Annotated in this window: 24 protein-coding genes and 1 riboswitch; of the genes, 15 read left to right on the top strand and 9 right to left on the bottom strand. The window is 52.0% G+C overall.

Features of this window, described 5'->3' with window-relative positions:
• Positions 1-33: 33 nt before the first annotated feature.
• From kdsA to hemA, 6 genes are read right to left on the bottom strand one after another with little or no spacing between them, the layout of a single operon-like run.
• Positions 34-888 carry a 3-deoxy-8-phosphooctulonate synthase gene (gene kdsA / locus OGX84_RS14175; protein ID WP_012132162.1) on the bottom strand — a complete coding sequence of 285 codons (855 nt, stop codon included), beginning with the start codon at positions 886-888 and terminating at the stop codon, positions 34-36.
• Between the two features lie 35 nt (positions 889-923).
• Positions 924-1,733: an invasion regulator SirB1 gene (sirB1, locus tag OGX84_RS14170; protein WP_012132161.1), complete on the bottom strand. Its 810-nt coding sequence runs from the start codon at positions 1,731-1,733 to the stop codon at positions 924-926.
• A gap of 3 nt (positions 1,734-1,736) precedes the next feature.
• Positions 1,737-2,129 carry an invasion regulator SirB2 gene (sirB2, locus tag OGX84_RS14165; RefSeq protein WP_047463430.1) on the bottom strand — a complete coding sequence of 131 codons (393 nt, stop codon included), beginning with the start codon at positions 2,127-2,129 and terminating at the stop codon, positions 1,737-1,739.
• Positions 2,126-2,959, bottom strand: coding sequence for a peptide chain release factor N(5)-glutamine methyltransferase (prmC, locus tag OGX84_RS14160; protein ID WP_058669239.1), 834 nt, complete (start codon positions 2,957-2,959; stop codon positions 2,126-2,128). Before prmC ends, sirB2 begins: the two co-directional genes overlap by 4 nt.
• Positions 2,959-4,041, bottom strand: a complete 1,083-nt coding sequence (prfA, locus tag OGX84_RS14155) for a peptide chain release factor 1 (RefSeq protein WP_012132158.1) — start codon at positions 4,039-4,041, stop codon at positions 2,959-2,961. The genes prmC and prfA overlap by 1 nt, the downstream gene beginning before the upstream one ends.
• 40 nt (positions 4,042-4,081) lie before the next feature.
• Positions 4,082-5,338, bottom strand: a complete 1,257-nt coding sequence (hemA, locus tag OGX84_RS14150) for a glutamyl-tRNA reductase (protein WP_012132157.1) — start codon at positions 5,336-5,338, stop codon at positions 4,082-4,084.
• A gap of 262 nt (positions 5,339-5,600) precedes the next feature.
• Here hemA and lolB point away from each other — a divergent pair, with 262 nt between their 5' ends.
• The 12 genes from lolB to OGX84_RS14090 all read left to right on the top strand — a co-directional run bounded on the left by lolB (position 5,601) and on the right by OGX84_RS14090 (position 17,303).
• Positions 5,601-6,224 carry a lipoprotein insertase outer membrane protein LolB gene (gene lolB, locus OGX84_RS14145; RefSeq protein WP_286458099.1) on the top strand — a complete coding sequence of 208 codons (624 nt, stop codon included), beginning with the start codon at positions 5,601-5,603 and terminating at the stop codon, positions 6,222-6,224.
• Positions 6,221-7,072: a 4-(cytidine 5'-diphospho)-2-C-methyl-D-erythritol kinase gene (ispE, locus tag OGX84_RS14140; RefSeq protein WP_012132155.1), complete on the top strand. Its 852-nt coding sequence runs from the start codon at positions 6,221-6,223 to the stop codon at positions 7,070-7,072. The genes lolB and ispE overlap by 4 nt, the downstream gene beginning before the upstream one ends.
• 150 nt (positions 7,073-7,222) lie before the next feature.
• Positions 7,223-8,170, top strand: a complete 948-nt coding sequence (gene prs / locus OGX84_RS14135) for a ribose-phosphate diphosphokinase (protein ID WP_001518537.1) — start codon at positions 7,223-7,225, stop codon at positions 8,168-8,170.
• A 124-nt stretch (positions 8,171-8,294) separates the two neighbouring features.
• Complete coding sequence (gene dauA / locus OGX84_RS14130) at positions 8,295-9,974, top strand: C4-dicarboxylic acid transporter DauA (RefSeq protein ID WP_024130291.1); 1,680 nt, start codon at positions 8,295-8,297, stop codon at positions 9,972-9,974.
• Between the two features lie 113 nt (positions 9,975-10,087).
• Positions 10,088-10,648 (top strand): GNAT family N-acetyltransferase, encoded by a 561-nt coding sequence (locus tag OGX84_RS14125; protein ID WP_012132153.1) that lies wholly within the window; start codon positions 10,088-10,090, stop codon positions 10,646-10,648.
• Positions 10,649-10,848: 200 nt separating this feature from the next.
• A riboswitch (cobalamin riboswitch) is annotated at positions 10,849-11,074 on the top strand.
• A gap of 199 nt (positions 11,075-11,273) precedes the next feature.
• Complete coding sequence (locus tag OGX84_RS14120; protein ID WP_060816069.1) at positions 11,274-12,323, top strand: ABC transporter substrate-binding protein; 1,050 nt, start codon at positions 11,274-11,276, stop codon at positions 12,321-12,323.
• A gap of 66 nt (positions 12,324-12,389) precedes the next feature.
• Positions 12,390-13,454, top strand: coding sequence for a FecCD family ABC transporter permease (locus OGX84_RS14115; protein WP_024130289.1), 1,065 nt, complete (start codon positions 12,390-12,392; stop codon positions 13,452-13,454).
• Positions 13,451-14,272, top strand: a complete 822-nt coding sequence (locus tag OGX84_RS14110; RefSeq protein ID WP_012132149.1) for an ABC transporter ATP-binding protein — start codon at positions 13,451-13,453, stop codon at positions 14,270-14,272. The genes OGX84_RS14115 and OGX84_RS14110 overlap by 4 nt, the downstream gene beginning before the upstream one ends.
• 18 nt (positions 14,273-14,290) lie before the next feature.
• Positions 14,291-14,731 carry a pseudoazurin gene (locus OGX84_RS14105; RefSeq protein WP_012132148.1) on the top strand — a complete coding sequence of 147 codons (441 nt, stop codon included), beginning with the start codon at positions 14,291-14,293 and terminating at the stop codon, positions 14,729-14,731.
• Positions 14,732-14,762: 31 nt separating this feature from the next.
• Positions 14,763-15,314: a ubiquinol-cytochrome c reductase iron-sulfur subunit gene (petA, locus tag OGX84_RS14100; RefSeq protein ID WP_012132147.1), complete on the top strand. Its 552-nt coding sequence runs from the start codon at positions 14,763-14,765 to the stop codon at positions 15,312-15,314.
• A gap of 1 nt (position 15,315) precedes the next feature.
• Positions 15,316-16,488 (top strand): cytochrome b, encoded by a 1,173-nt coding sequence (locus tag OGX84_RS14095; protein WP_012132146.1) that lies wholly within the window; start codon positions 15,316-15,318, stop codon positions 16,486-16,488.
• 5 nt (positions 16,489-16,493) lie between these two features.
• Positions 16,494-17,303 (top strand): cytochrome c1, encoded by an 810-nt coding sequence (locus tag OGX84_RS14090; protein ID WP_112002037.1) that lies wholly within the window; start codon positions 16,494-16,496, stop codon positions 17,301-17,303.
• A gap of 61 nt (positions 17,304-17,364) precedes the next feature.
• On the opposite strand, the gene ychH is transcribed toward OGX84_RS14090, so the two are convergent.
• Complete coding sequence (gene ychH, locus OGX84_RS14085; protein ID WP_012132144.1) at positions 17,365-17,643, bottom strand: stress-induced protein YchH; 279 nt, start codon at positions 17,641-17,643, stop codon at positions 17,365-17,367.
• Positions 17,644-17,918: 275 nt separating this feature from the next.
• Here ychH and pth point away from each other — a divergent pair, with 275 nt between their 5' ends.
• The gene (gene pth / locus OGX84_RS14080) at positions 17,919-18,503 is read left to right on the top strand and encodes an aminoacyl-tRNA hydrolase (RefSeq protein ID WP_012132143.1); all 585 of its coding nucleotides are present in this window, start codon (positions 17,919-17,921) and stop codon (positions 18,501-18,503) included.
• A 116-nt stretch (positions 18,504-18,619) separates the two neighbouring features.
• Positions 18,620-19,711: a redox-regulated ATPase YchF gene (gene ychF / locus OGX84_RS14075; RefSeq protein ID WP_012132142.1), complete on the top strand. Its 1,092-nt coding sequence runs from the start codon at positions 18,620-18,622 to the stop codon at positions 19,709-19,711.
• Between the two features lie 260 nt (positions 19,712-19,971).
• Here the strand turns inward: ychF and OGX84_RS14070 are convergent, their stop codons facing one another.
• A complete protein-coding gene (locus tag OGX84_RS14070) occupies positions 19,972-20,952 on the bottom strand; it encodes a Shedu immune nuclease family protein (protein WP_286450656.1) in 981 nt (326 codons plus the stop codon).
• 357 nt (positions 20,953-21,309) lie between these two features.
• Between OGX84_RS14070 and OGX84_RS14065 the strand changes: the two genes are divergently transcribed.
• Positions 21,310-22,227 (top strand): hypothetical protein, encoded by a 918-nt coding sequence (locus OGX84_RS14065; protein WP_071258468.1) that lies wholly within the window; start codon positions 21,310-21,312, stop codon positions 22,225-22,227.
• Positions 22,228-22,525: 298 nt separating this feature from the next.
• Here the strand turns inward: OGX84_RS14065 and ybtS are convergent, their stop codons facing one another.
• A complete protein-coding gene (gene ybtS / locus OGX84_RS14060; protein WP_104868595.1) occupies positions 22,526-23,842 on the bottom strand; it encodes a yersiniabactin biosynthesis salicylate synthase Irp9/YbtS in 1,317 nt (438 codons plus the stop codon).
• Positions 23,843-23,852 lie beyond the last annotated feature (10 nt).

Raw genomic sequence — 23,852 nt, 5'->3', positions numbered from 1 at the left:
CGTCAGACGCCCTCCGGCACACATCATCCCCGCTTAGTGTTCGGTATCCAGCTCGCCGAAGCTTTTCACCAGATCGTCAATCGCTTTAATTTGCTTCAGGAACGGTTCCAGCTTCGCTAACGGCAGCGCGGACGGACCGTCACATTTCGCATGCTCCGGGTCCGGGTGCGCTTCAATGAACAAACCGGCCAGACCTACCGCCATACCGGCGCGCGCCAGTTCGGTAACCTGCGCGCGACGACCGCCAGATGCAGCGCCAAACGGGTCACGGCACTGCAACGCATGGGTGACGTCAAAAATAACGGGCGAGTTACCAGAAACTTTCTTCATCACGCTAAAGCCCAGCATATCAACAACCAGGTTGTCGTAGCCGAAGTTCGCACCGCGATCGCACAGGATCACTTTATCGTTGCCGCCTTCGTGGAATTTGTCCACGATATTGCCCATCTGACCAGGGCTGACGAACTGCGGTTTTTTCACGTTAATGACCGCGCCGGTTTTTGCCATCGCTTCCACCAGGTCGGTCTGGCGAGCGAGGAATGCCGGAAGCTGAATGACATCCACCACGTCAGCGACAGGCTGCGCCTGACTGGCTTCATGAACATCGGTGATCACTTTCACACCAAACGTTTGTTTCAGTTCCTGGAAAATCTTCATCCCTTCTTCCAGACCCGGGCCACGGTAAGAGTGAATAGAAGAACGGTTGGCTTTATCAAAAGAGGCTTTGAACACATAAGGAATACCCAGCTTCTGGGTCACGGTTACGTAGTGTTCACAGATACGCATCGCCAGATCGCGTGATTCCAGCACGTTCATACCGCCAAACAGCACGAATGGCAGGTCATTTGCCACGTTGATGTCGCCAATGCTAACCACTTTTTGTTTCATAAGATCGCCTTAACCATGGGTAAAATGTCGATTAATTAATGCAAAACAATTTGCTTGTGCGCAATGGTATTAATCTGCGCACGAATCATTTCGCTGATCGGGTCTTCTGGACACTGTTCAACAAAATAACTTAAATCCGTCAACGCAACATGTTCACACTCCAGTTGCGCATAAATCAGCCCCCGGTCGCGGATCTCGTAAGGGTCTTCCGGGTTAAATTGCAGTAACGCTTCGCTGGCGCGCAACGCCAGTTCCATTTGCCGCTCTTCCATCAAGGAAGATTTCAGCGTATCCAGCAACTTGCGAATGACCTCAGCGTTATCCGCCTCATCCAGATCTTCGTTAAACAGCTCAGCGACCGGGCTAATATTGCCCTTCAGCCAGACTTCCAGCGTATGCTCATCGAGCGTTTCGCCGTTAAATGGGTTGATCAGCCACATTTCCCCCTCCAGCGATTCAATACGCAGAATCAACTGGGTCGGGAAAATGACCGGCACCAATGGGAGACCCAGCCGGTGAGCCAGCCACAATAAGATTGCGCCTAACGATACCGCGCTCCCCTGGCGGTTTTTCAGAACCTGATCGAGCCACAATGCATCAGAAAGACGGTAGACGCCGTGGGTATCTCTGAACCCCCACTCGCCATAAAAAAGTGCCAGCAATTTTTCCAGTTGCTCATCCTGAGACAGGAGCTGGCTAATTTCTTCATGCGCCAGACTGGCCAGACGTTCCAGTTCGTCATAGACCGCTTGCGTCGGAAAATCCAGGCGGATCGATTCCGATGCCAGGATCATCCCATCGCACAGTGGCGCTTTATTAAATTCGAAATCAGCTAACGACCTCATGACTTACCCCAGTAACGGTATTTTTGTGGTGGCGAGTTTAATGATGATGTACAGCACCACCAGCGCCAGCGGGAAGGCGATAACGCGCGCCTGCTGACTGCGCGCCTGACGATAATCAAGCGCAATAAAACCCAAAACGATGTAGATGATAACGCCAAACAACTTCTCAGTCAGCCATGTCCCCTGTTCGGTGAATGGCAGGATGTGCGTTTTTATGATTAACCCCGCTCCGCTAAGCAGCAAAACGGTGTCAATAATCGGCGGGACAACCCGCGTCCAGCGTGCGGATGCCAGCGCATGGCGGGTATAGCGCCACCAGAAACGCAGCACGAACAGGCTAACGGAAAGCGTAACGCTGGTCAGATGGACGCCCAGCAGCAGCGTAAATGTATTCATGGCGCGATCCGCCCAAGCGTGATTCGTTCGTTGTCGCCATAATCACGGCAGGTCTCAACCTGAACGTACCCCGCCTGCGCCAACGCGGTTCTGACCGCCGCTCCTTGCTGCCAGCCGTGCTCCAGCAACAGATACCCCCCCGGCGCCAGCGCATGGCGCGCCTGCACGATAATGTGCGTGATATCCGCCATGCCGTTATCGCCTGCGACCAGCGCTGACAGCGGTTCAAAACGCACATCGCCCTGCGCGAGATGGGGATCATGCGCATCAATATACGGAGGGTTGCTGACGATCATATCAAATTGCTGCCCCGGCAACGCCGCAAACCAGTCGCTTTGCAGTATGCGAACATTGTGAATCGCCAGATGTTGCGCATTACGGCCAGCCAGCGCCACGGCGTCCGGCATACGGTCTACCGCCGTGACCTCGCAGTCCGGTCGCTCTGTCGCCAGCGCCAGCGCAATCGCGCCGGTTCCGGTGCCGAGGTCGAGAATCCGACACGGCGAATCAGGCAGACGCGCCAGCGCCTGCTCGACCAGACATTCGGTGTCCGGGCGCGGGATCAGCGTAGCGGGCGAGACAAACAGCGGCAGTGACCAGAACTCGCGCATGCCAGTCAGGTGTGCGACCGGTTCGCCGCGCTGACGACGCGCCAGCAACTGCGCCAGTTGCTCACGCTGCGTGTCGGTCAGCGCCGTTTCGCCAAATGCCAGAATAAAGGTGCGCGCCTTACCGGTAACGTGGCCCAGCAAAATCTCGGCATCACGTCGGGGGCTTTCACTCTCCTGTAAGCGGCTTATCGCCTCACGCAACCAGTGCTGGTAATCCATTATTCCTGCTCGGACAACGCCGCCAGTTGGTCGGCCTGATGTTCCTGAACAATCGGCTCAATGAGCATGTCCAGTTTCCCCTCCATTGCCTCATCCAGACGGTAGAGGGTCAGGTTAATACGATGATCCGTCACGCGACCCTGCGGGAAGTTATAAGTACGGTTGCGATCGCTGCGGTCGCCGCTGCCTAACAGGTTACGCCGGGTTGAGGCTTCAGCCTGCTGACGCTTCGCCGTTTCTGCGGCATGGATGCGCGCCCCCAGCACCGACAGCGCCTTCGCTTTGTTTTTATGCTGTGAACGTTCGTCCTGGCACTCCACCACGATACCGGTCGGTAAGTGCGTAATACGAATTGCGGAGTCGGTGGTGTTAACGTGCTGACCGCCCGCGCCCGAAGAGCGGAAGGTGTCGATACGTAAATCAGCCGGGTTAATATCCGGCAGTTCGGCCTCCGGCAGTTCCGGCATAACGGCGACGGTACAGGCGGACGTGTGGATACGCCCCTGCGATTCGGTCGCCGGAACGCGCTGAACGCGATGGCCGCCGGACTCAAACTTGAGTCGCCCGTAAACGCCATCGCCGCTGATTTTGGCGATGATCTCTTTATAGCCGCCATGCTCGCCTTCACTGGCGCTCATGATCTCTACTCGCCAGCGACGCGCTTCCGCGTAACGGCTGTACATGCGGAACAGATCGCCTGCGAACAGCGCGGCTTCATCGCCGCCTGTTCCGGCGCGCACTTCGAGGAAAGCGTTACGTTCGTCATCGGGATCTTTTGGCAGCAGCAGAACCTGCAACTGTTGCTCCAGTTGTTCACCTTTTTCTTTGGCTTCGCGCAGTTCATCCTGCGCCATCTCGCGCATTTCAGGATCGTCAAGCATCATCTGTGCCGTTTCGATATCATCCTGAACCTGTTGCCAGTCCGTAAAACAGCGAGAAACATCGCTTAATTGCGCATACTCACGCGACAGCGCGCGAAAGCGTTCCTGGTCTGCGATGGTTCCCGCATCACCCAACAGCGCCTGAACTTCTTCATGGCGTTCGTGCAGGGCTTCCAGTTTGGCAACGATAGAAGGCTTCATAGGCGTAAATGCACCCTGTAAAAAATAGATTGGTGTGCTGCTACTCCAGCCCGAGGCTGTCGCGCAGAATATTCAGGCGTTCGTCATCCCCGTCACGGGCGGCCTGTTGAAGAGATTTAGTTGGCGCATGGATCAGGCGGTTGGTCAGTTTCCATGCCAGATCCTGCAAAATGGCTTGCGCGTCGCCGCCCTGTTCAAGGGCTGCCAGCGCTTTAACTGTCAGTTCATCGCGTACATGCTCTGATTGACTACGGTATTCGCGGATGGTCTCGCTGGCGCTTTGCGAGCGCAGCCAGGCCATAAATTCGCTGGCTTCCTGCGCGACAATCGTTTCGGCCTCCACTGCCGCCGCTTTACGCTGCGCCAGGTTATGCGAAATGATGCTTTGCAGGTCATCAACGCTGTACAGATAGGCATTCGCCAGTTTCCCGACTTCCGGCTCCACGTCGCGCGGCACGGCAATGTCCACCAACAGCATCGGCTGGTTACGACGGCTTTTTAACGCGCGCTCCACCATCCCTTTGCCGATAATCGGCAGCGGACTGGCGGTTGAGCTGATAATAATATCGGCTTCCCGCAGACGTTCGTCGATGTCGCTCAACGAAATAACCTCAGCTCCCACTTCATCCGCCAGCACTTGCGCGCGTTCGCGGGTGCGGTTGGCGATGATCATTTTCTGTACTTTATGTTCACGCAGATGGCGCGCGACCAGTTCAATGGTTTCACCCGCCCCGACCAGCAACACCGTCACCGTGGAGAGGGATTCGAAAATCTGACGCGCCAGCGTACAGGCGGCAAAAGCAACGGACACGGCGCTGGCGCCGATGTCTGTTTCGGTGCGTACGCGTTTGGCGACGGAAAACGATTTCTGGAACATGCGTTCCAGCGCGCTGGCATGCAGATGACCTTTTTGCGAATCCGCAAACGCTTTTTTCACCTGACCGAGAATTTGCGGTTCGCCCAGCACCAGCGAGTCCAGCCCGCTGGCGACGCGCATCAGGTGGCTGACGGCGTCGTTATCCTGGTGCCAGTAGAGGCTATTGCGCAGGTCGTCTTCATTGAGATTATGGTAATCACATAACCAACGAATCAGCGCCTCTTGCAGGTTATCCTGTTCTTCAACGCTGAGGTACAGCTCCGTACGGTTGCACGTCGACAACACCACGCCGCCCTGCACCATCGGCTGCGCAAGCAGGCTGTCCAACGCCTGATCGAGCGTATCTGGCGAAAACGTTACGCGTTCTCGCAGCGATACAGGTGCCGTTTTATGGTTAATACCGAGCGCTAAAAGGGTCATGTGTGCGGGAATAGTACCAGCGTTGATAAGGTTAGACTGGGTGCATCATACAGGATGCTCGTGGTCAATAAAAGAGACAGCCTCCTTTTGGAGTAATAGCTTACTGTTTAAATTAAGATAACGTGAACGTAGACGATGTACCCGGTCAGCGCTAGCATTAAGGGTTATAACTGCAACCAACCGACGGGTTCAGTTTGTCGGCCTGATAAGCATAGCGCCATCAGGCAATTATCGCACCGTATTACAAGGATTCGTCATCACTATGACCCTGCCTGATTTTCGCCTGATCCGCCTGCTCCCGCTGGCTAGCCTGGTCCTCACCGCCTGTACGATCAATGCGCCGAAAGGTCCTGGCAAAAGTCCCGACTCCCCTCAGTGGCGTCAGCATCAGCAGGACGTGCGCAAGTTGAATCAGTATCAGACGCGTGGCGCGTTTGCTTATATCTCCGACGATCAGAAAGTGTATGCCCGCTTCTTCTGGCAGCAAACCGGTCAGGATCGCTACCGTCTGCTGTTGACCAATCCGCTGGGCAGTACCGAACTGGAGCTGAACGCCCAGCCGGGCAATGTGCAACTGGTCGATAATAAAGGGCAGCGTTACACCGCCGACGACGCCGAAGAGATGATCGGCAAGCTGACCGGGATGCCCATTCCGCTTAACAGCTTACGCCAGTGGATTCTCGGTCTGCCGGGCGACGCCACCGATTACACCCTCGACGACCAGTACCGCCTGAGCGAAGTGAACTACCTCCAGGACGGTAAAAACTGGAAAGTGGTATACAGCGGATACGACAGTAAAACGCAGCCCGCCATGCCGGCAAATATGGAACTCTCTGACGGCGGTCAGCGCATCAAACTGAAGATGGATAACTGGATTGTAAAATGATGACCCACTGGCCATCTCCGGCAAAACTGAATCTGTTTTTATACATCACCGGACAGCGTGCGGACGGTTATCACACATTGCAAACGCTGTTCCAGTTTCTTGATTACGGCGACACAATCGGCATTACGCCGCGCGGCGACGGCGAAATTCATCTTTTGACGCCTGTCGAGGGCGTCGAAAATGACGACAATCTGATCGTCCGCGCGGCGCGGTTGCTGATGAAGACAGCGTCCGCCCACGGGCGTTTGCCCGCAGGCAGCGGCGCGGATATCAGCATCGAGAAACGTTTGCCCATGGGCGGCGGTCTGGGTGGCGGCTCGTCCAATGCGGCGACCGTTCTGGTGGCGCTGAATCATCTCTGGCAGTGCGGATTATCGGTCGATGAACTGGCGGAAACAGGCTTAACGCTGGGCGCGGACGTCCCGGTGTTTGTCCGTGGACATGCGGCCTTCGCCGAGGGCGTGGGTGAAATCCTGACGCCGGTAGACCCGCCGGAGAAGTGGTATCTGGTTGCCCACCCAGGGGTAAGCATCCCCACGCCGGTTATTTTCAAGGACCCCGAATTACCGCGCAACACGCCAAAAAGGTCAATAGAAACGTTATTAAAATGTGAATTCGGCAATGATTGCGAGGTTATCGCAAGAAAACGTTTTCGCGAGGTTGATGCGGCGCTTTCCTGGCTGTTAGAATACGCGCCGTCGCGCCTGACTGGTACAGGGGCCTGTGTCTTTGCTGAATTCGATACAGAATCCGCTGCTCGTCAGGTGCTTAAGCAAGCCCCGGAATGGCTCAATGCGTTTGTGGCGAAGGGTGTCAACCTCTCTCCATTGCAAAAAGCCATGCTTTAAGCCGGGCAAGCTGAGTTTCGGTGACAACGTCACCCTGTTCCAGACGTTGCATCGCGCTCTTTAATACACCGCCTGGATAGGATATTGCCTGGCCCGCACAGTTTTCGGCAGATTCTATCCACCAATGGACGCATGCCTGAGGTTCTTCTCGTGCCTGATATGAAGCTTTTTGCTGGTAACGCCACCCCGGAACTAGCACAACGTATTGCCAACCGCCTGTACACTTCTCTCGGCGACGCCGCTGTAGGTCGCTTTAGCGACGGCGAAGTCAGCGTACAAATTAACGAAAATGTACGCGGTGGTGATATTTTCATCATCCAGTCCACTTGTGCCCCTACTAACGACAACCTGATGGAATTGGTTGTTATGGTCGATGCGCTGCGCCGTGCTTCCGCAGGCCGTATCACCGCCGTTATCCCTTACTTTGGCTATGCGCGTCAGGACCGTCGTGTACGTTCCGCTCGTGTACCGATTACCGCAAAAGTCGTCGCTGACTTCCTGTCCAGCGTTGGCGTTGACCGCGTTCTCACCGTTGACCTGCATGCTGAACAGATCCAGGGCTTCTTTGACGTTCCGGTTGATAACGTATTCGGTAGCCCAATTCTGTTAGAAGATATGCTGCAACTGAACCTGGATAACCCGATTGTGGTTTCTCCAGATATCGGTGGCGTTGTGCGTGCCCGCGCTATCGCTAAGCTGCTGAACGATACCGATATGGCGATCATCGACAAACGTCGTCCGCGCGCTAACGTTTCTCAGGTGATGCACATCATCGGTGACGTTGCCGGCCGCGACTGCGTACTGGTTGATGATATGATCGATACCGGTGGTACGCTGTGCAAAGCAGCAGAAGCACTGAAAGAACGTGGTGCCAAACGCGTATTCGCCTACGCGACTCACCCGATTTTCTCAGGCAATGCGGCAAACAACCTGCGCAATTCTGTGATTGATGAAGTCGTTGTCTGTGACACCATTCCACTGACCGACGAAATTAAAGCACTGCCGAACGTGCGCACGTTGACACTGTCGGGTATGCTGGCCGAAGCGATTCGTCGTATCAGCAACGAAGAATCCATTTCAGCTATGTTCGAACATTAATCGAACCCGGCTAAAAAACCCGCTGCGGCGGGTTTTTTTGTCTGTAACTCTTATTTGTATGACCAATGCCTCCTTCACCTGCCATTTAGTTGACAGATGATGCGCTCATGGATGAAACATTATTGTGAACAGAATATTTTCCTCACATGTGATGCCTTTCCGCGCCCTCATCGACGCTTGCTGGAAAGAAAAATATACCGCCTCACGGTTCACCCGTGATGTGATTGCCGGGGTAACCGTCGGGATCATCGCTATCCCGCTGGCGATGGCGCTGGCAATTGGCAGTGGTGTTGCACCGCAGTACGGTCTTTATACGTCCGCTGTGGCGGGGATTGTTATTGCCTTAACCGGCGGGTCGCGCTTCAGCGTCTCCGGCCCGACCGCCGCATTTGTCGTTATTCTCTACCCGGTATCGCAACAATTCGGGCTGGCAGGTCTGCTGGTCGCCACCCTCATGTCCGGGGTGTTCCTGATCCTCTTCGGCCTCGCGCGTTTTGGCCGCCTGATCGAATACATTCCCGTATCGGTCACGTTAGGTTTTACATCAGGGATCGGCATCACCATCGGGACAATGCAGATTAAAGATTTTCTCGGTCTGCAAATGGCCCATGTGCCGGAGCATTACCTACAAAAAGTCGGGGCGCTGGTTATGGCGTTGCCGACCATTAATCCGGGCGATGCTGCTATTGGCGTGGTGACGCTCGGTATGCTGATTTTCTGGCCGCGTCTGGGGATTCGTCTGCCGGGCCATCTTCCGGCGCTGCTGGCGGGCTGCGCCGTTATGGCCGTGGTTAATCTGCTGGGTGGCCATGTGGCGACGATTGGTTCACAGTTCCACTATGTGCTGGCCGATGGTTCGCAGGGCAACGGCATTCCTCAGCTGCTGCCGCAGCTGGTGCTGCCGTGGAATCTCCCGGATTCAGATTTCACGCTAAGCTGGGATTCATTGCGGGCGTTATTGCCAGCCGCTTTCTCGATGGCGATGCTGGGGGCGATTGAATCCCTGCTGTGCGCGGTCGTGCTCGACGGCATGACAGGCACCAAACACAAAGCAAACAGCGAACTGATCGGCCAGGGGCTGGGGAATATCGTGGCGCCGTTCTTTGGCGGGATCACCGCGACGGCGGCGATCGCCCGTTCTGCGGCAAACGTGCGCGCAGGCGCGACCTCGCCCATTTCCGCCGTTATCCACGCAATTCTGGTCATCCTCGCCCTCCTCGCGTTGGCTCCCCTGTTGTCATGGCTGCCGCTTTCCGCCATGGCCGCGCTGCTGCTGATGGTTGCGTGGAACATGAGTGAAGCCCACAAGGTGGTCGATTTACTGCGACATGCACCCAAAGATGACATCATCGTGATGATGATGTGTATGTCGCTGACGGTGCTCTTCGATATGGTGATTGCGATCAGCGTCGGGATTGTCCTGGCTTCCCTGCTGTTTATGCGCCGTATTGCCCGTATGACGCGCCTCGCGGCGGTAAACATCACGGTTCCCGATGATGTGCTGGTATTACGCGTTATCGGGCCGCTCTTTTTCGCCGCCGCGGAAGGGTTATTTACCGACCTCGAATCACGCATTGAGGGTAAACGCATTGTGGTGCTGAAGTGGGACGCCGTTCCGGTACTGGATGCCGGTGGTCTGGACGCCTTCCAGCGCTTTGTGAAGCGTTTGCCGGAAGGTTGTGAACTGCGCGTCAGTAACGTGGAATTCCAGCCGCTGCGTACCATGGCCCGCGCCGGTATCAAACCCATTCCGGGTCGTCTGGCATTCTTCCCGAACAAAGATGCCGCGCTGGCGGATATCTAATCCCGACTGCCGGTCTGTATCTCAACAGACCGGCAAGTTTTCTTATTGAAAACTGGTTTTCTGCGTCTGGCTTGTTATTATCGTTTTCCTGATATTTGTTAGCGATAACCGATATGAAACCAACCTCTCCGTTTGTTTTTCGTGAAATAACGCGGGACGATATTCCTGCCGTACAGTCCTTTATTATTCGGCATCTTAATCTTTATTTTAATGCCGGAAGAGCATTACCCACTGCGAGTGACGACGTATTCGACCTCCAGGGAAATTATCTTGAGCGGGAAAGAAACCAATTGTTCGGCGTCTGGAATGAACAACAGCAGATAATTGGGACGCTGGCGATATGTCAGTACGATGACAGAATAGAGATGTTGCACGGTCGTTACAATTTACCGGAGACAGCTGAGATTTGTCGCTGCTATGTCGATCAGCATTATCGCAGGCAAGGTATTGGCAGCCAACTGGTCTCGCTGGCTGAACAATTTTGCGAGCAGCAACACTATAAAATATTATATTTGCACACCCATCATTTTTTACCCGGCGGGTATCAATTCTGGCGGCGAAATCTGTTTAACGTCTTCATGGATGTGGGCGACGAGTGGCAGATCGTGCATATGGAAAAACCGTGTAAATATATTGTTACCAGCGACAATATTGATAACATTCACTGTTTATAATAACGCCTTCTTTCTCATCGCGATTAATTGATCAACGTCAATCAATTCTCATTTGCCTTTCCGTTATTACTTGCGGTTGCAATAATCACCACTCCAACAAAAACACAACCATTTGAATTTAAATTAATTAATATAAAAATCACCATAAAGTATGATGTTTTTGTTCTTTTTTCATACGGTTGACGAGGTTATTGATTGCCGATACAGTCGCCAGTGACAGTATTCATAACACAGCCGTTGTTTTGAAAGGAATATGGTGCGGATTATTTTAATCTCATTCCATAGCTGCCCCCGCAACTGTAGGCGGATACCGAATATCTGCGTGTGGTTATTGTAACCACCGGTCACTGTAAAGATTTGCTTTATGGGAAGGCCGATATTCTGATTACCGTGAGCCAGGAGACCTGCTGTCAGGGTTGTACACATTGAGTGGACGGGATGGTCCATGGGATGATTTATTTGGCATAAATACCATTATGAATTGATGAGCCTATTCCTGCTGAGATTTTGCATTCTCATAATTTCATCATTCAATGTCATCTATCGTCATGTACCTGTCCCGATATATGGAACCAAATAAACCATGACCAGACGTTCAGATTCTGGCATGTACAGGACGATAACAATGTACGCAGACTTTACTTTACCTCATAAAAAATACCTTCTGGCTGTGGCTGGCGCAGCGTTATTATTCACATCAGGATTGACTCATGCGGCAAAAACAGTCTATCCGTTGACGATTAAAAACTGCGGCCGTGATATTACCTTCAATAAAGCCCCGGAACGCGTTGCCACGGTCGGGCAAAACAGCACTGAAATTCTTTATTCCCTGGGGCTGGCCGAGCGCGTTGTCGGCACATCGCTGTGGTTCGGTCCCGTCCCGGATGCTTACAAAGCGGCAAATGAAAAAGTGGCCGTGATTGCGCAGAACATCCCCAGCTTTGAAGGAATTATTGCCAAAAAACCGGATTTGGTCGCCAGTCAGTTTGAATGGCAAATTGGACCTGCCGGAACCGTCGCCTCTTACGAGCAGTTTAGCGAGTTGAACGTGCCGGTATATACCGCGCCTGCGGACTGCGCTAAAGACAACGAAGACGGTGGAGACGGTGTACGTAAAGGCATGTTTGATATTGCTATGGTTTATCAGGAAGTCTCCGATCTGGCGAAAATTTTTGACGTGCAGGACAAAGGCGATGAATTGATCGCCAGTCTGAAGGCCCGTGAAGCTGCCGCCAAAAATAAAATTGCCGGAATGGATAAGAACGTCTCCGCCGTATTCTGGTTTTCCAGCGCCGACCTGCAACTGGACCCCTATGTGGCCGGGAAATTTGGCCCTGCCGCATGGATCGCCCAAACGCTGGGGGTGAAAAATGTGATTGATTCTGCTGAAGAGTGGCCAACCGTTGGCTGGGAAACCATCGCGAAAGCCAGCCCGTCCGTCATTGTTCTCGGTGAAATGAGCCGTCGTCGTTTCCCGGCAGATGACTGGCAGGTCAAACTGGAATATCTCAAGTCCGACCCCGTGACTAAACTCATCCCCGCCGTGAAGGAGAACCATCTGCCGGTGGTGGATGTGCAAACAATGAACGCCGGCATCAGAACGATAGATGGCGTCGAAAAACTCGCAGATGCGTTGGTTGAATACGGTCTGGCACATCCGAAAACGGCTCAATAATCTTTATGTCGCGCTATGTCTTACCGGGCATAGCGCGCCTCTGGCATTCAGGATTACAGGTAGATGATGAGCGAAACTCGCAGGACGCGTCGCGCTGTCGGCCAGTTAACGATAAGAATCGGGGGACACGCCCTTTGGGTCAGCGTGCTGATGTGCTGCGTTCTACTGGCGGGGATCTCCATTGGCGAGACGTTTATCCCCTGGCAGCATGTCATCCATACGCTTTCTAACCAGTTCTTTGATACGCGCTATGCCGTTGATGCGCTGGATGCGGGCATTATCTGGAACTATCGCCTGACGCGGGCGTTGGTTTCTGCCTGTTGTGGCGCATGTCTGGCGGTTTCCGGCGTCGTATTGCAGTCATTGCTACGAAACGCGCTGGCAGAACCTTATCTACTGGGGATCTCTGCCGGCGCCTCGACCGGCGCTGTTCTGATCGCCTTAACAGGGCTTGGCGCTGGGATCGTCAGCATGTCGCTCGGGGCTTTTATTGGGGCGTTAACGGCTTTTCTTTTCGTGGCGTTACTGGCGATCGCCGCCGGGGGGAGACAGGGAAGCGCCACCACGCAAATCATCCTGGCCGGGATCGCCAGTTCACAGTTATTTAATGCCCTCACCTCACTAATCATCACTCGCTCAGCGAATGCGGAACAGGCCCGTGGGATTATGTTCTGGTTGCTGGGCAATCTGAGCGGCGTTCGCTGGCCAGATGTCGTTTTGGCCGTCCCTACCGCGCTGGTCGGTGTGGCGTTATGTTTTTGTTACGCCCGTCATCTGGATGCGTTTTCGTTTGGCGCAGAGTCCGCAGCGTCACTTGGCATCCCGGTAAAACGCACGCGCGGAGTCCTGATTGCCGCCGTTACCGGTATGACGGCAATTATGGTCTCCATTGTCGGGGCGATTGGTTTTGTCGGCCTGGTGATCCCCCATGCCGCCCGCCTGCTGGTGGGTAATCAACACCATCGATTGCTGCCGGTCAGCGCCATGATCGGCGCCATTTTTCTCATTATCGCCGACGTAATCTCCAGAACATTACTTCCCGGGCAGGTGTTACCCATCGGGGTGATTACGGCGCTTGTAGGCGCACCTGCGTTTTCCATCATTTTGATCAGAGGAAACCAGACAAAATGACGGTAAATTCTGCTCTCACCGCTCCACGCTATCCTTCTGCAACAGTCCGAAGCCTGGTGCAGGCGCAGCAACTGTACTGGGAAGTGAAAGGCAAAGCCATCGTCAGCGACGTCTCTTTTCACGTCGCGCCCGGTGAGTTTGTCGGCATTATCGGCCCCAATGGCTCAGGCAAAACATCACTGATCTCATTGCTTGCCGGTTTACTGAAACCCTCGTCAGGCAGCGTAACGCTGGAGAATAAAAATATTCGCCATTACTCACGCCGCCATTTAGCGCAAAAAGTGGCGCTGGTGGAACAACAAGCGGAAACCAGTGAACGTCTCACCGCATTGCAGGCTGTCTCTCTGGGGCGCACCCCGTGGTTGAGTCTGCTCTCGCCCTGGTCTAAACAAGATGACGATATTGTCCAGACCATGCTGGAGAAGGTAGATCTACAGCGCGTACAAAATCGCTGCTGGAATACCTTTTCTGGCGGGGAAAAACAGCGTTTGCATATCGCCCGGGCCCTGGCGCAGCAGCCGAAAGTGCTGCTGATGGATGAACCCACGAACCATCTCGACATTCAACATCAGATAGGTCTGCTTAATCTGGTGAAACGCCAGAAGCTCACCGTCATTGCAGCTCTGCACGACCTGAACCATGCCGCCATGTTCTGCGACCGCATTCTCGTAATGAAAGCGGGTCAACTGGCGATGCAGGGCAGCCCTGCAACCATTTTTACGCCTGAAAACCTCAGCCAGTGGTTTGGCATTAATGCCATTGTTGAGCAGGCGCCGGATGGATTGAGCTGCTTCATCCGCTACCAACGACCGGAATAAACACCTAAGGGAGAACCCATGAAATTGATTAAGCAAAGCCTGAGCATGTTATGTCTGTTAGCACTGACCACCACGGCTTTCGCTCAGACCCACGAAGTGCTGATGAAAAACAGAGGCGCGGGCGGCCCGATGGTATATGAACCTGATTATCTGGCGATTCAGCCAGGCGACACCGTGAAGTTTATTCGCAAGCATAAGAGCCATAACGCTGCGTCAATCGCAGAGCTTTCGCCAGCAGGCTACCCCGGATTTGTCGGCAAGATTGATGAGGAAATTGAGGTCAAGTACGACAAACCAGGATTTTACGGTATTAAATGCACCCCGCATTACGCGCAAGGGATGGTGATGCTCATTAAAGTGGGTGATGCAACCCTGCCTGACAGCTATCGAACCTTTAAGGCGCCGGGGATCGCGGATAAGCGTTTCCAGGACATTTATACACGCATTGAGAAACAGTAATCCAGATACGCGAAAATGGTGGGGGCGCACGGTGGCGGATAAAAAACAGGGCAATGAAGATGTTCAGGTACAGCGGCGAGAATGCCTGTGTAAACTCACAAAATTTGTCGGGGCTGCGGGTGTCACCGCCGCCGTCTGGCCGCTCATCTCCGCACTGGGGCCGGATGATAAAACCGTAGCGGAAAACGAACCGGTCGATGTCTCTCTCGCCGGGGTTGCCGTCGGCCAGACGGTGAAAAGAGTCTGGCAGGGAAAACTTATCCTTATTCATCACCGTACCCCGGAGGAAATTCGCTCAGCGCAGCAGGCGGATGTCCATCGTTTTATCGATCCGCAGGCTGACGGCGAACGTATCAAGACAGAGTATCCGCAGTGGCTGGTCATTCAAGGTTACTGTCCCCACGCAGGCTGTGTGCCCAATGCCAAACCCGGTGGGCAAGGCTGGGTATGTCCTTGTCATGGCTCGGAGTTTGACACTTCAGGGCGCGTCACGCGGGGGCCCGCTACGGCGAATCTCGCAATCCCCGATTACGCGTTTCATCCCGATGGCCTGACTGTGCGTATTGGCGCGAAGGAAGTCTGAAATGGCGGCAGAACATCTATCCATACCCCGACGAGAGCGAGTGTGGCGTATTCCCTTCCCTCGTACGGTCGCAGGCGTCTGGGTTTTTGCCGTCGGGATCATTCTGCTGGTGATGCTCGGAGTACAAATCCTTTCTGGTCTCGTTCTGGCGATGTTTTATGTACCCACGGAAGGGCTGGCCTTTGATTCAATCATTCATATTATGCGATCCGTGAGACACGGCGAACTGGTGCGCAACGCGCATTCTATTGGCGCATCGCTATTTTTCTTCGCCTGTTACCTGCACATCTTCCGCGCCATGTATTACAACGTGTACCGAAAGCCTTATCTCAAAATGTGGATGATAAGCGTGACGTTATACGTGTTACTGATGATCACCGCATTTCTGGGATATAGCCTGATTTGGGGGCAAAAGAGCTACTGGGCCGCTACCGTTATTACCGGATTCACTCGTGCGATCCCGTGGGTGGGAGATACGTTGTATTCGTTTTTAGTCGGCGGGTATGCTCCAGGAACACCCACATTAGGCCGTTTTTATGTGCTTCATTTTATTATCCCCTTCGTCATTGTCGGGGGAACGATATGGCATATCCGCACCGTGCAGTCCGCATTTGCGCAGGCAATGAAAAAGACATTTACGCAGAGCGAGTCCCGGAAACTGTTTTTCGATTATAAAATCACCGACAGTGATGCCATCAAGCTCACTCTTTTCATGATGCTGTTCGCCTGGTTTTTATTCTTTGCCCCGCACTATCTCAGCAGCGCCGATAATTTTATCCCGGCAGATCCCACCGTAACGCCCGCTGTCGTGGCACCTGAGTGGTATTTTTTGCCGTTCTTTTCCATTTTGCGCTGCTTCCCAAACGAACTTCTCGGGATAGTCGCCATGTGTGCTTCAGTGCTGATTTTTTATTTTCTCCCCTGGCTCGACACTTCACGCGCCCGCTTTCGCAATTACAGCAAGCTCGTTAAATGTGGTTTTTGGCTCTGGGTTGCTAATGCATTCTTTTTAGGATGGCTGGGTTCAAAAGCGCTGGTCGGCCCCGACCTGCCTGACGGTTTCAGTAATGAAGAGGGCTGGATACGCGCGGCATCGCAACTTTCAACGCTGGTTTACTTCGGATGGTTTGTCATTGTACTGCCCTGCCGACGTTTTCTGGAAAAGCAGGATTAACCGCCATGAAGGGATTAGTGAGATATAGCGTTTTATGGCTGTGCATTCTGGGCGCCAGCGCTGTCTGTGCGCAAGAGACGCCACCTCGCCAGGCGTGGAGTTTTAGCGGCATAACGGGCCACTATGATAAAGAACAACTGCGTCGCGGTTTACAGGTCTACGAAGAGAAATGCCGCGCCTGCCACGGGATGGTTCATCTTAATTTTCGCACCCTGACAAAGCCAGGCGGGCCCGAACTCTCGCTCACAGAGGCAAAGCGTCTTGCCAGCGGTTACGTCTTTCCCGACATTCAGGATGATGGTCAACCCGGCGAGCGGGAAGGCAATCTCAATGATACGTTTGTCTCACCCTACCTTAACGATCAGGAAGCAAGATATCTTAATAATGGCGCCCTTCCCGTCGATTTAACCTATATCGTTCGCGCCAGAACGTACGACCGGGGGTTCCCGCAATTTCTGTTCGATGCCTTCTTGCCCTATACCGATCAGGGGGCGGATTACGTCTATGCCTTGTTGACCGGTTATCTGCCTGACGACCCGGAAATGAAGGCAAACCGATACGCTCCCGGCGGCATAATTAACATGCCGAAGCCGTTGTCTGATGGGGAGATCACCAGGTCAGAAAAGGACGATATACCAGAAACCGAAGAGCAGTACGCGCGGGACGTTACGGCTTTTCTGGCATGGGCTGCCGATCCGGCGCTTGAACAGCGAAAGCATCAGGGCCATTACGTAATGAGTTATCTGGTCATTATGCTGGCATTGCTGCTGATTTTGCGCCGATTAAAGAGACGCTCGTCAGAAAAAAACGAGTGAGAATGGTTAAGGCAATGACCAGTCAGTCCAACGCTGACTGGTCTTAAACCGACGCGATACCTTAGCTGTGACGGCGATTGTCGTTACGGCGGCAGCGTTTGTCGTAGTGGCGAACCCACCAGTAACGATCGCTCACCTGTTCATGCCCACCTACGCGGGCGCCTGCCAGCCAGAGAATGGCACCGACAAAGATGCTCAGCACCGCACCATGTGCAAAAAATTGTGGCAGGTTAAACTGCGGTAACTGGTTTAAAATAGAATAACCAACACCAACCACCATGACCACTAACCCCAACCCCATGAGCACGTTACCGAGTAACGAAGCGTTTTTGCGTTTCATATGTCACCTCCGGAACTTTTGGGTTGCTTCAGGGAATACCCCTAATCCTTATGTGTAAAGTATAGACAACACTGTGCTTTATGAGTGCGTGGGCGATCACAATTACAACCTGTTATTCAACAAAACTTTACAAATAACCCTCTGAACAGCTTGACTTTCCAATAGTTCAAACAGGCAATTATTCAGCTTCCGGCGCAATCCACGCTGTTTTTTGTCAAGCGCGGCCGCAGACAGTAAACTACGCGCCAGTTATGGACACACTCAGGACAAAAAACGTGACGATTAAATTGATTGTCGGCCTGGCGAACCCCGGCGCAGAATACGCGGCGACACGCCATAATGCGGGCGCATGGTACGTCGATTTACTGGCAGAGCGACTACGCGCGCCTCTGCGTGAAGAGCCGAAATTCTTCGGTTACACCTCCAGAGTGACCCTTGAAGGGGAAGATGTTCGCCTGCTGGTGCCGACCACGTTTATGAATCTGAGCGGTAAAGCCGTCGGCGCGATGGCCAGTTTTTACCGCATCATGCCTGATGAGATTCTGGTTGCCCACGACGAACTGGATCTCCCCCCTGGCGTCGCGAAATTTAAGTTAGGCGGCGGACACGGTGGTCATAATGGCCTGAAAGACATCATCAACAAACTGGGTAATAACCCTAACTTTCATCGCTTACGTGTCGGAATTGGTCATCCGGGCGATAAAAATAAAGTTGTCGGTTTTGTTCTGGGTAAACCGCCGGTGTCGGAACAAAAGTTAATTGACGACGCCATTGACGAAGCGGCACGTTGTACTGAAGTCTGGTTCAAAGAAGGGTTAACCAAAGCGACGAACCGATTACATGCCTTTAAAGCACAATAAGCAGTGATGTGCGGCATTTTTGCCGCGCGCTGTGTATAATAGGCAAAGTTGTTTACTTTTCTACAATCTGTTTTCTGCAACAGGTTGATTATCAAGATATTAAGGTGATTTAAATCATGGGATTCAAATGCGGTATCGTTGGTTTGCCCAACGTCGGGAAATCCACCCTGTTCAACGCCCTGACTAAAGCCGGTATTGAAGCGGCAAACTTCCCGTTCTGCACCATCGAGCCAAATACCGGTGTAGTGCCGATGCCCGATCCGCGTCTGGACAAACTGGCTGAGATTGTCAAGCCGCAGCGCATTCTCCCTACCACTATGGAGTTCGTCGACATTGCCGGTCTGGTAAAAGGCGCGTCGAAAGGCGAAGGTCTGGGTAACCAGTTCCTGACAAACATCCGTGAAACCGAAGCGATTGGTCACGTAGTACGCTGCTTTGAAAACGACAACATCATCCACGTTGCGGGGAAAGTAAACCCGGCGGAAGATATTGACGTTATCAACACCGAGCTGGCGCTGTCTGACCTTGATACCTGTGAACGCGCCATTCACCGCGTGCAGAAGAAAGCCAAAGGCGGCGATAAAGACGCGAAAGCTGAGCTGGCCGCGCTGGAAAAATGCCTGCCGCACCTGGAAAACGCCGGCATGCTGCGCTCACTGGATCTGACAGACGAAGATAAAGCGGCGATCCGCTATCTGAGCTTCCTGACGCTGAAGCCGACCATGTATATCGCTAACGTCAACGAAGATGGCTTCGAAAATAACCCGTACCTGGATCAGGTTCGCGCCATTGCCGATGCAGAAGGCTCTGTCGTGGTTCCGGTTTGTGCCGCTATCGAGGCCGACATCGCAGAACTCGACGATGCTGACCGTGACGAGTTTATGGCTGAGCTGGGTATTGAAGAACCGGGTCTCAACCGCGTTATTCGCGCTGGCTACAAGCTGCTGAATCTGCAAACTTATTTTACCGCTGGTGTGAAAGAAGTACGCGCGTGGACGATTCCTGTCGGCGCAACCGCACCGCAGGCTGCGGGTAAAATTCACACCGATTTTGAGAAAGGCTTTATTCGTGCGCAGACCATCGCTTTCGACGACTTCATCACGTACAAAGGTGAACAAGGCGCGAAAGAAGCCGGTAAGATGCGTGCGGAAGGCAAAGACTACATCGTTAAAGACGGCGATGTGATGAACTTCTTGTTCAACGTCTAATTGTTGCCTTATGAGGTTTCAATAAACCTCGTAAAGGCTACAAAAAGCCATAAAATCCACGCAATTGCGTGGATTTTTTATTTATAGCGTATCCGTTGATATCATGGAAGTGCGGTCGGAACTGAGTATAGCGGTGGTTATAATCTGAATAGCCACCCATTTTGTAGACGCCTTAAGTGGTTGTAGTTATAAATTATCCTTTGTATGAGGCTTCTTGTCCGCAATGACAGGCGGAAGTCGGCTAAAAACGATATTACATGTTATTTAATCATATCCAGAATGTCTTGAGCTTTTTGAAATAGCTCGTCATAAGTGACAATCTCAACGTTTGTCATACTATTTCTGAATAGCTCAAATGATTTGTATTGACTATTATTTTTAAGCTCTGACTCAAGTGTGCCAATAACAATTAAGCATTTAGGATTGAATGCCGAAAATGAATCACCTTCGTTACCTTCACTTAGCTTGAAATATTCCTTCATTAATTGGTCTTTATAATTTAACACCTGAACAAACGCCCCAGATAGTTCTTCGCTAATTGAATAGGCATTAGTTCTATATCTTTTCCCCAGTAGTATCGTCTTTGGGGTCTTTATTTCGACCAATACTATATTTCCAGTCAGCCTGCTTGCGTAGATAAAATCGACAAGATTACCACCCGAATTGTTTATCGATTTTCCACCAACATAGCATTTACTGCCTAACTGAAACATACTTTGTGGAAATATCTGTGATAATACAGCAGGACATTTTTGTAGAAGAGTTTGCCAGAATTCCTCGGATGCATTTTCACGATTTACTTTCCAGACACCTATTGCTTCCTCTAAAGAGATTTCGACCTGCTCATCCAGCTTGACCTCTGCTACACACTTAGAGGCAGACACTATTTCTGATATTTTATTTAAATGTTCTTTCCTGGCCTTTCTTAGCCACTCAGCCGAATATATTTCCGGCTGCCTGTCAATAATCGCATGATGATTCGGGCACAACAGAAGATAGTTTTCTGTTTGAAGTAGTTGGTCTGCATTTGTAGAAGGGTTGTATCTTGGCCCGTGAGAGTGAATGGCTTCAATCGAAGCTATTTCCCCAATAAATGATGAGTCCTGAAGCATGAGGTTTTGATCACAACCTGGAAACGAGCATCGATAGCCGCTCAATATAGCTACCTGCCGCTTCACGCTAGCGGAGAGATAACGTCTTACCTTTCTCTCAAAGGTTACTTTTTCCGCCTCAAATTCCATTAGCACAACCTCAACTTTCGCAGTGTATTTTATTTATCCTGACGCGCATCTTGCAGATGCGTACAGCATATTCGAGTATCTTTACCTGCATCATACGATTTTGTCAGTAGATTTCCACTCACCGTTTTTGAGTGAAGATTCTCCGCAATGAGCGACAACATCTGGTCGCCAGCTGCGCTCAGCCGCTGTCGACTCATCATTGCCCTTTGCACTAAACATAAATCTGCCCGAAATGGGTGTTCATGAACGGAAGCTTTACTCATCATTGACCAATAGGAAAAAGTTGATCAACCAAGTAACACAGGTAAGATATATCTAATCCGAATCATTAAGAAGCACTATGCAAGTGAGGGTCCTATGGGGATTCCAGGAAATTATTACCTTAAGGGTTATATAGATGACTCCAGGCCAGGCCACATCGAGACGCTCTTTCAGGCAACATTCTCTGGCACAGAAGAAGTCGTTGCATCCTGCCCTCTTTTACCCGAAGAAGTTTTTCTCTTGGTCGAACGGCTTTACTGGACCTCGATTGATGGCGACACGATTTATAAAAACGATGACAGCGGTACTAAATTAATTCTAAAATATCCTTTTTCACGATTTTGGGATGTTATTACAAATAACTTTGCTATAGCACAATATTCTGAACATTACGGGCTTTCTTTTCAGCTAAATTTGAGAGAGAAACTCAATCTCGATAACCTGCAATTCCCTCATTTCATCCGCATCACACTGCCGGGAAACTCGATTGGTGACGAATTTAACAAAATAAAAACACGCCCTCATCATGCTGGTATTGATCATTTCGAATGCCGCTCAGATATAATTTCTCATGCTACATATGTAGAAGGAATGTTGTACAAAATAATAATTAATAGTGGACTGTCAGTAACCGGGTCCATTGATGAAATGACATTTAATGAAAAAATAGTATTTTGCAGAAAGAACAAGCTACTTAAAATGAAACTTATTAATATAGTCTGGCTTTTGAAAAATTTAAGAAATGAGGCAGCCCATCAATTTTCCTTTGAAATTGATGATTCTTCAGAAAGTCATCTGGAAATAAAACCCGTCAGCGAAAAACTGTTAGTCGGGATAAAAGAGTTTGTTAAAACCTGCGAGAAGCGATATGGTTTGACAGCAGCTAAGATACATCGCTTTGATAATAGCTTTCGAATGCTTGCGGGAGAGCTAAATGAAGCAGCTAACCTTACCCAGGTCATTACTCTGGGAAAGCAGTTCCCGGTCGAACTATCTAGTTATTTTTACGGATAATGGAAACTACAAATTATCAACGCTAACAGAGAATTCAGAACCGAGTATGAGTCAATCTAAGATATCCGGCCATCCCCGTTGATAATGGTTAGCGAACTCCCTTCAATGTTGGCATGGTTAAATATTCGCTCAAGGGAATTGTGGTTTTTAGGGATCTGAGCTTTTGACCCATAACGTATCTTCGTGAAAGAGACACCTTTCACGAATAACAAAAATCCACGCAAAAGCGTGGATTTTTTTCATAACGCTGCACTTCACATTAATAACCAGCCGCTGACTAACGGGCAATCTCACCCGACTACCCCTGCTCTGCCGCTATTAAATAGGGCGCAATGCTCGCTAATTTCTCCCGGGTTTCCGTCAGTTCGCGTTCCGGCATAGATTGCGCGATGATTCCCGCCCCCGCCTGTATCCAGCTGCGCAGGCTGTCCTGAAATACGGAACGCAGAACTAGCGCCGCATCAAAGCGCGTATCGTCCAGCAGCAGGATTGCGCCGGAATAAAGCTCTCGCGGCGTCTTCTCAATTTGCATAATCGCGTTCAGAGCAGCATTTTTAGGGATACCTGAGGCGGTAATCGACGGAAACAGCACGGTAAACGCATCCCAGGCATCCTTGTTTTCCGCAAGCTGACCGCTCACGCCAGACCCCAGATGCTGAACGCTGCCGCGCTGGCGAACCGACATTAAATCTTCAACCACCACGCTGCCCGGCTGGCAAACGGCCTCCAGTTCAGCAATAGCTTCTTTGACCGAAAGGATATGCTCAAGCACCTCTTTACTGTCGTGCAGCAGTTCTGCCTCTTTCGCCTTATTATGCTCCGGGTTTCCCATGCGATCGCGGGTGCCCGCAAGCGGTTCAGTGACCACTTTATTGCCCGTCACTGACATCACCAGTTCCGGGCTAAAGCCCAGCGCTTCGCGTCCTTCCTGACGGAACATAAACGACCGCACAGGTGTATTTGCCTGCCGCCCGTATAACAGCGTGGCGGGCATATCAATCCGCGATGGCAGGGGAATGGCGCGCGAGACAATCACTTTGACATACTCGCCACGGCGGATCTCCGCAACGGCGCGCGCAACCTGTTGTTTATACGCCTCGCCATTGAGGGCGGTATCCACCGCCAGTGGTGCGTTCTGCGTCGTTGTACTGGCCTCTTTTACCCACTCGCACAAACGTCGGCACCCGTCGGCGGAGTCCGCATAAACGGTGACATTTCCCTTTTCAAAAATAAGTTCTTCACGGGGAACGGTTAACGTCAGCAGCGGCCACTCCCCGGCGTTAAAGGCAATCCCCCGCGCATGCGCCGCAAAGTTGAACCCAACCTGTCCATAAACCCGACGTCCTTTCACCTGAGGATGTGCCATAAAACGACGCGCGCAGTCGGCAATGGAATCCACCGCCCATTTTTGCTCCCCGGCATCATCAATAAATGTCGCCTGCGTTCCATCGGCATTAATGTGCAACCGTGCCTGGCACCCTTTGCCTAAATACCAACAGGGTTGACGCTCATAGACATAACACTCTTCTTCTGCGAACTGGCGTAAAACGCCAGAAATCGTCGGCAGCCATTGTTCCTCTGGTAACGCCAGGTGTAAAAATTCACTGATTTTCATCCCTTACCTC

It is taken from the genome of Citrobacter sp. CK202, from assembly GCF_030333225.1.
GTDB lineage: Bacteria > Pseudomonadota > Gammaproteobacteria > Enterobacterales > Enterobacteriaceae > Citrobacter_B > Citrobacter_B koseri.
This window is presented reverse-complemented; position numbering and strand designations above follow the sequence as displayed.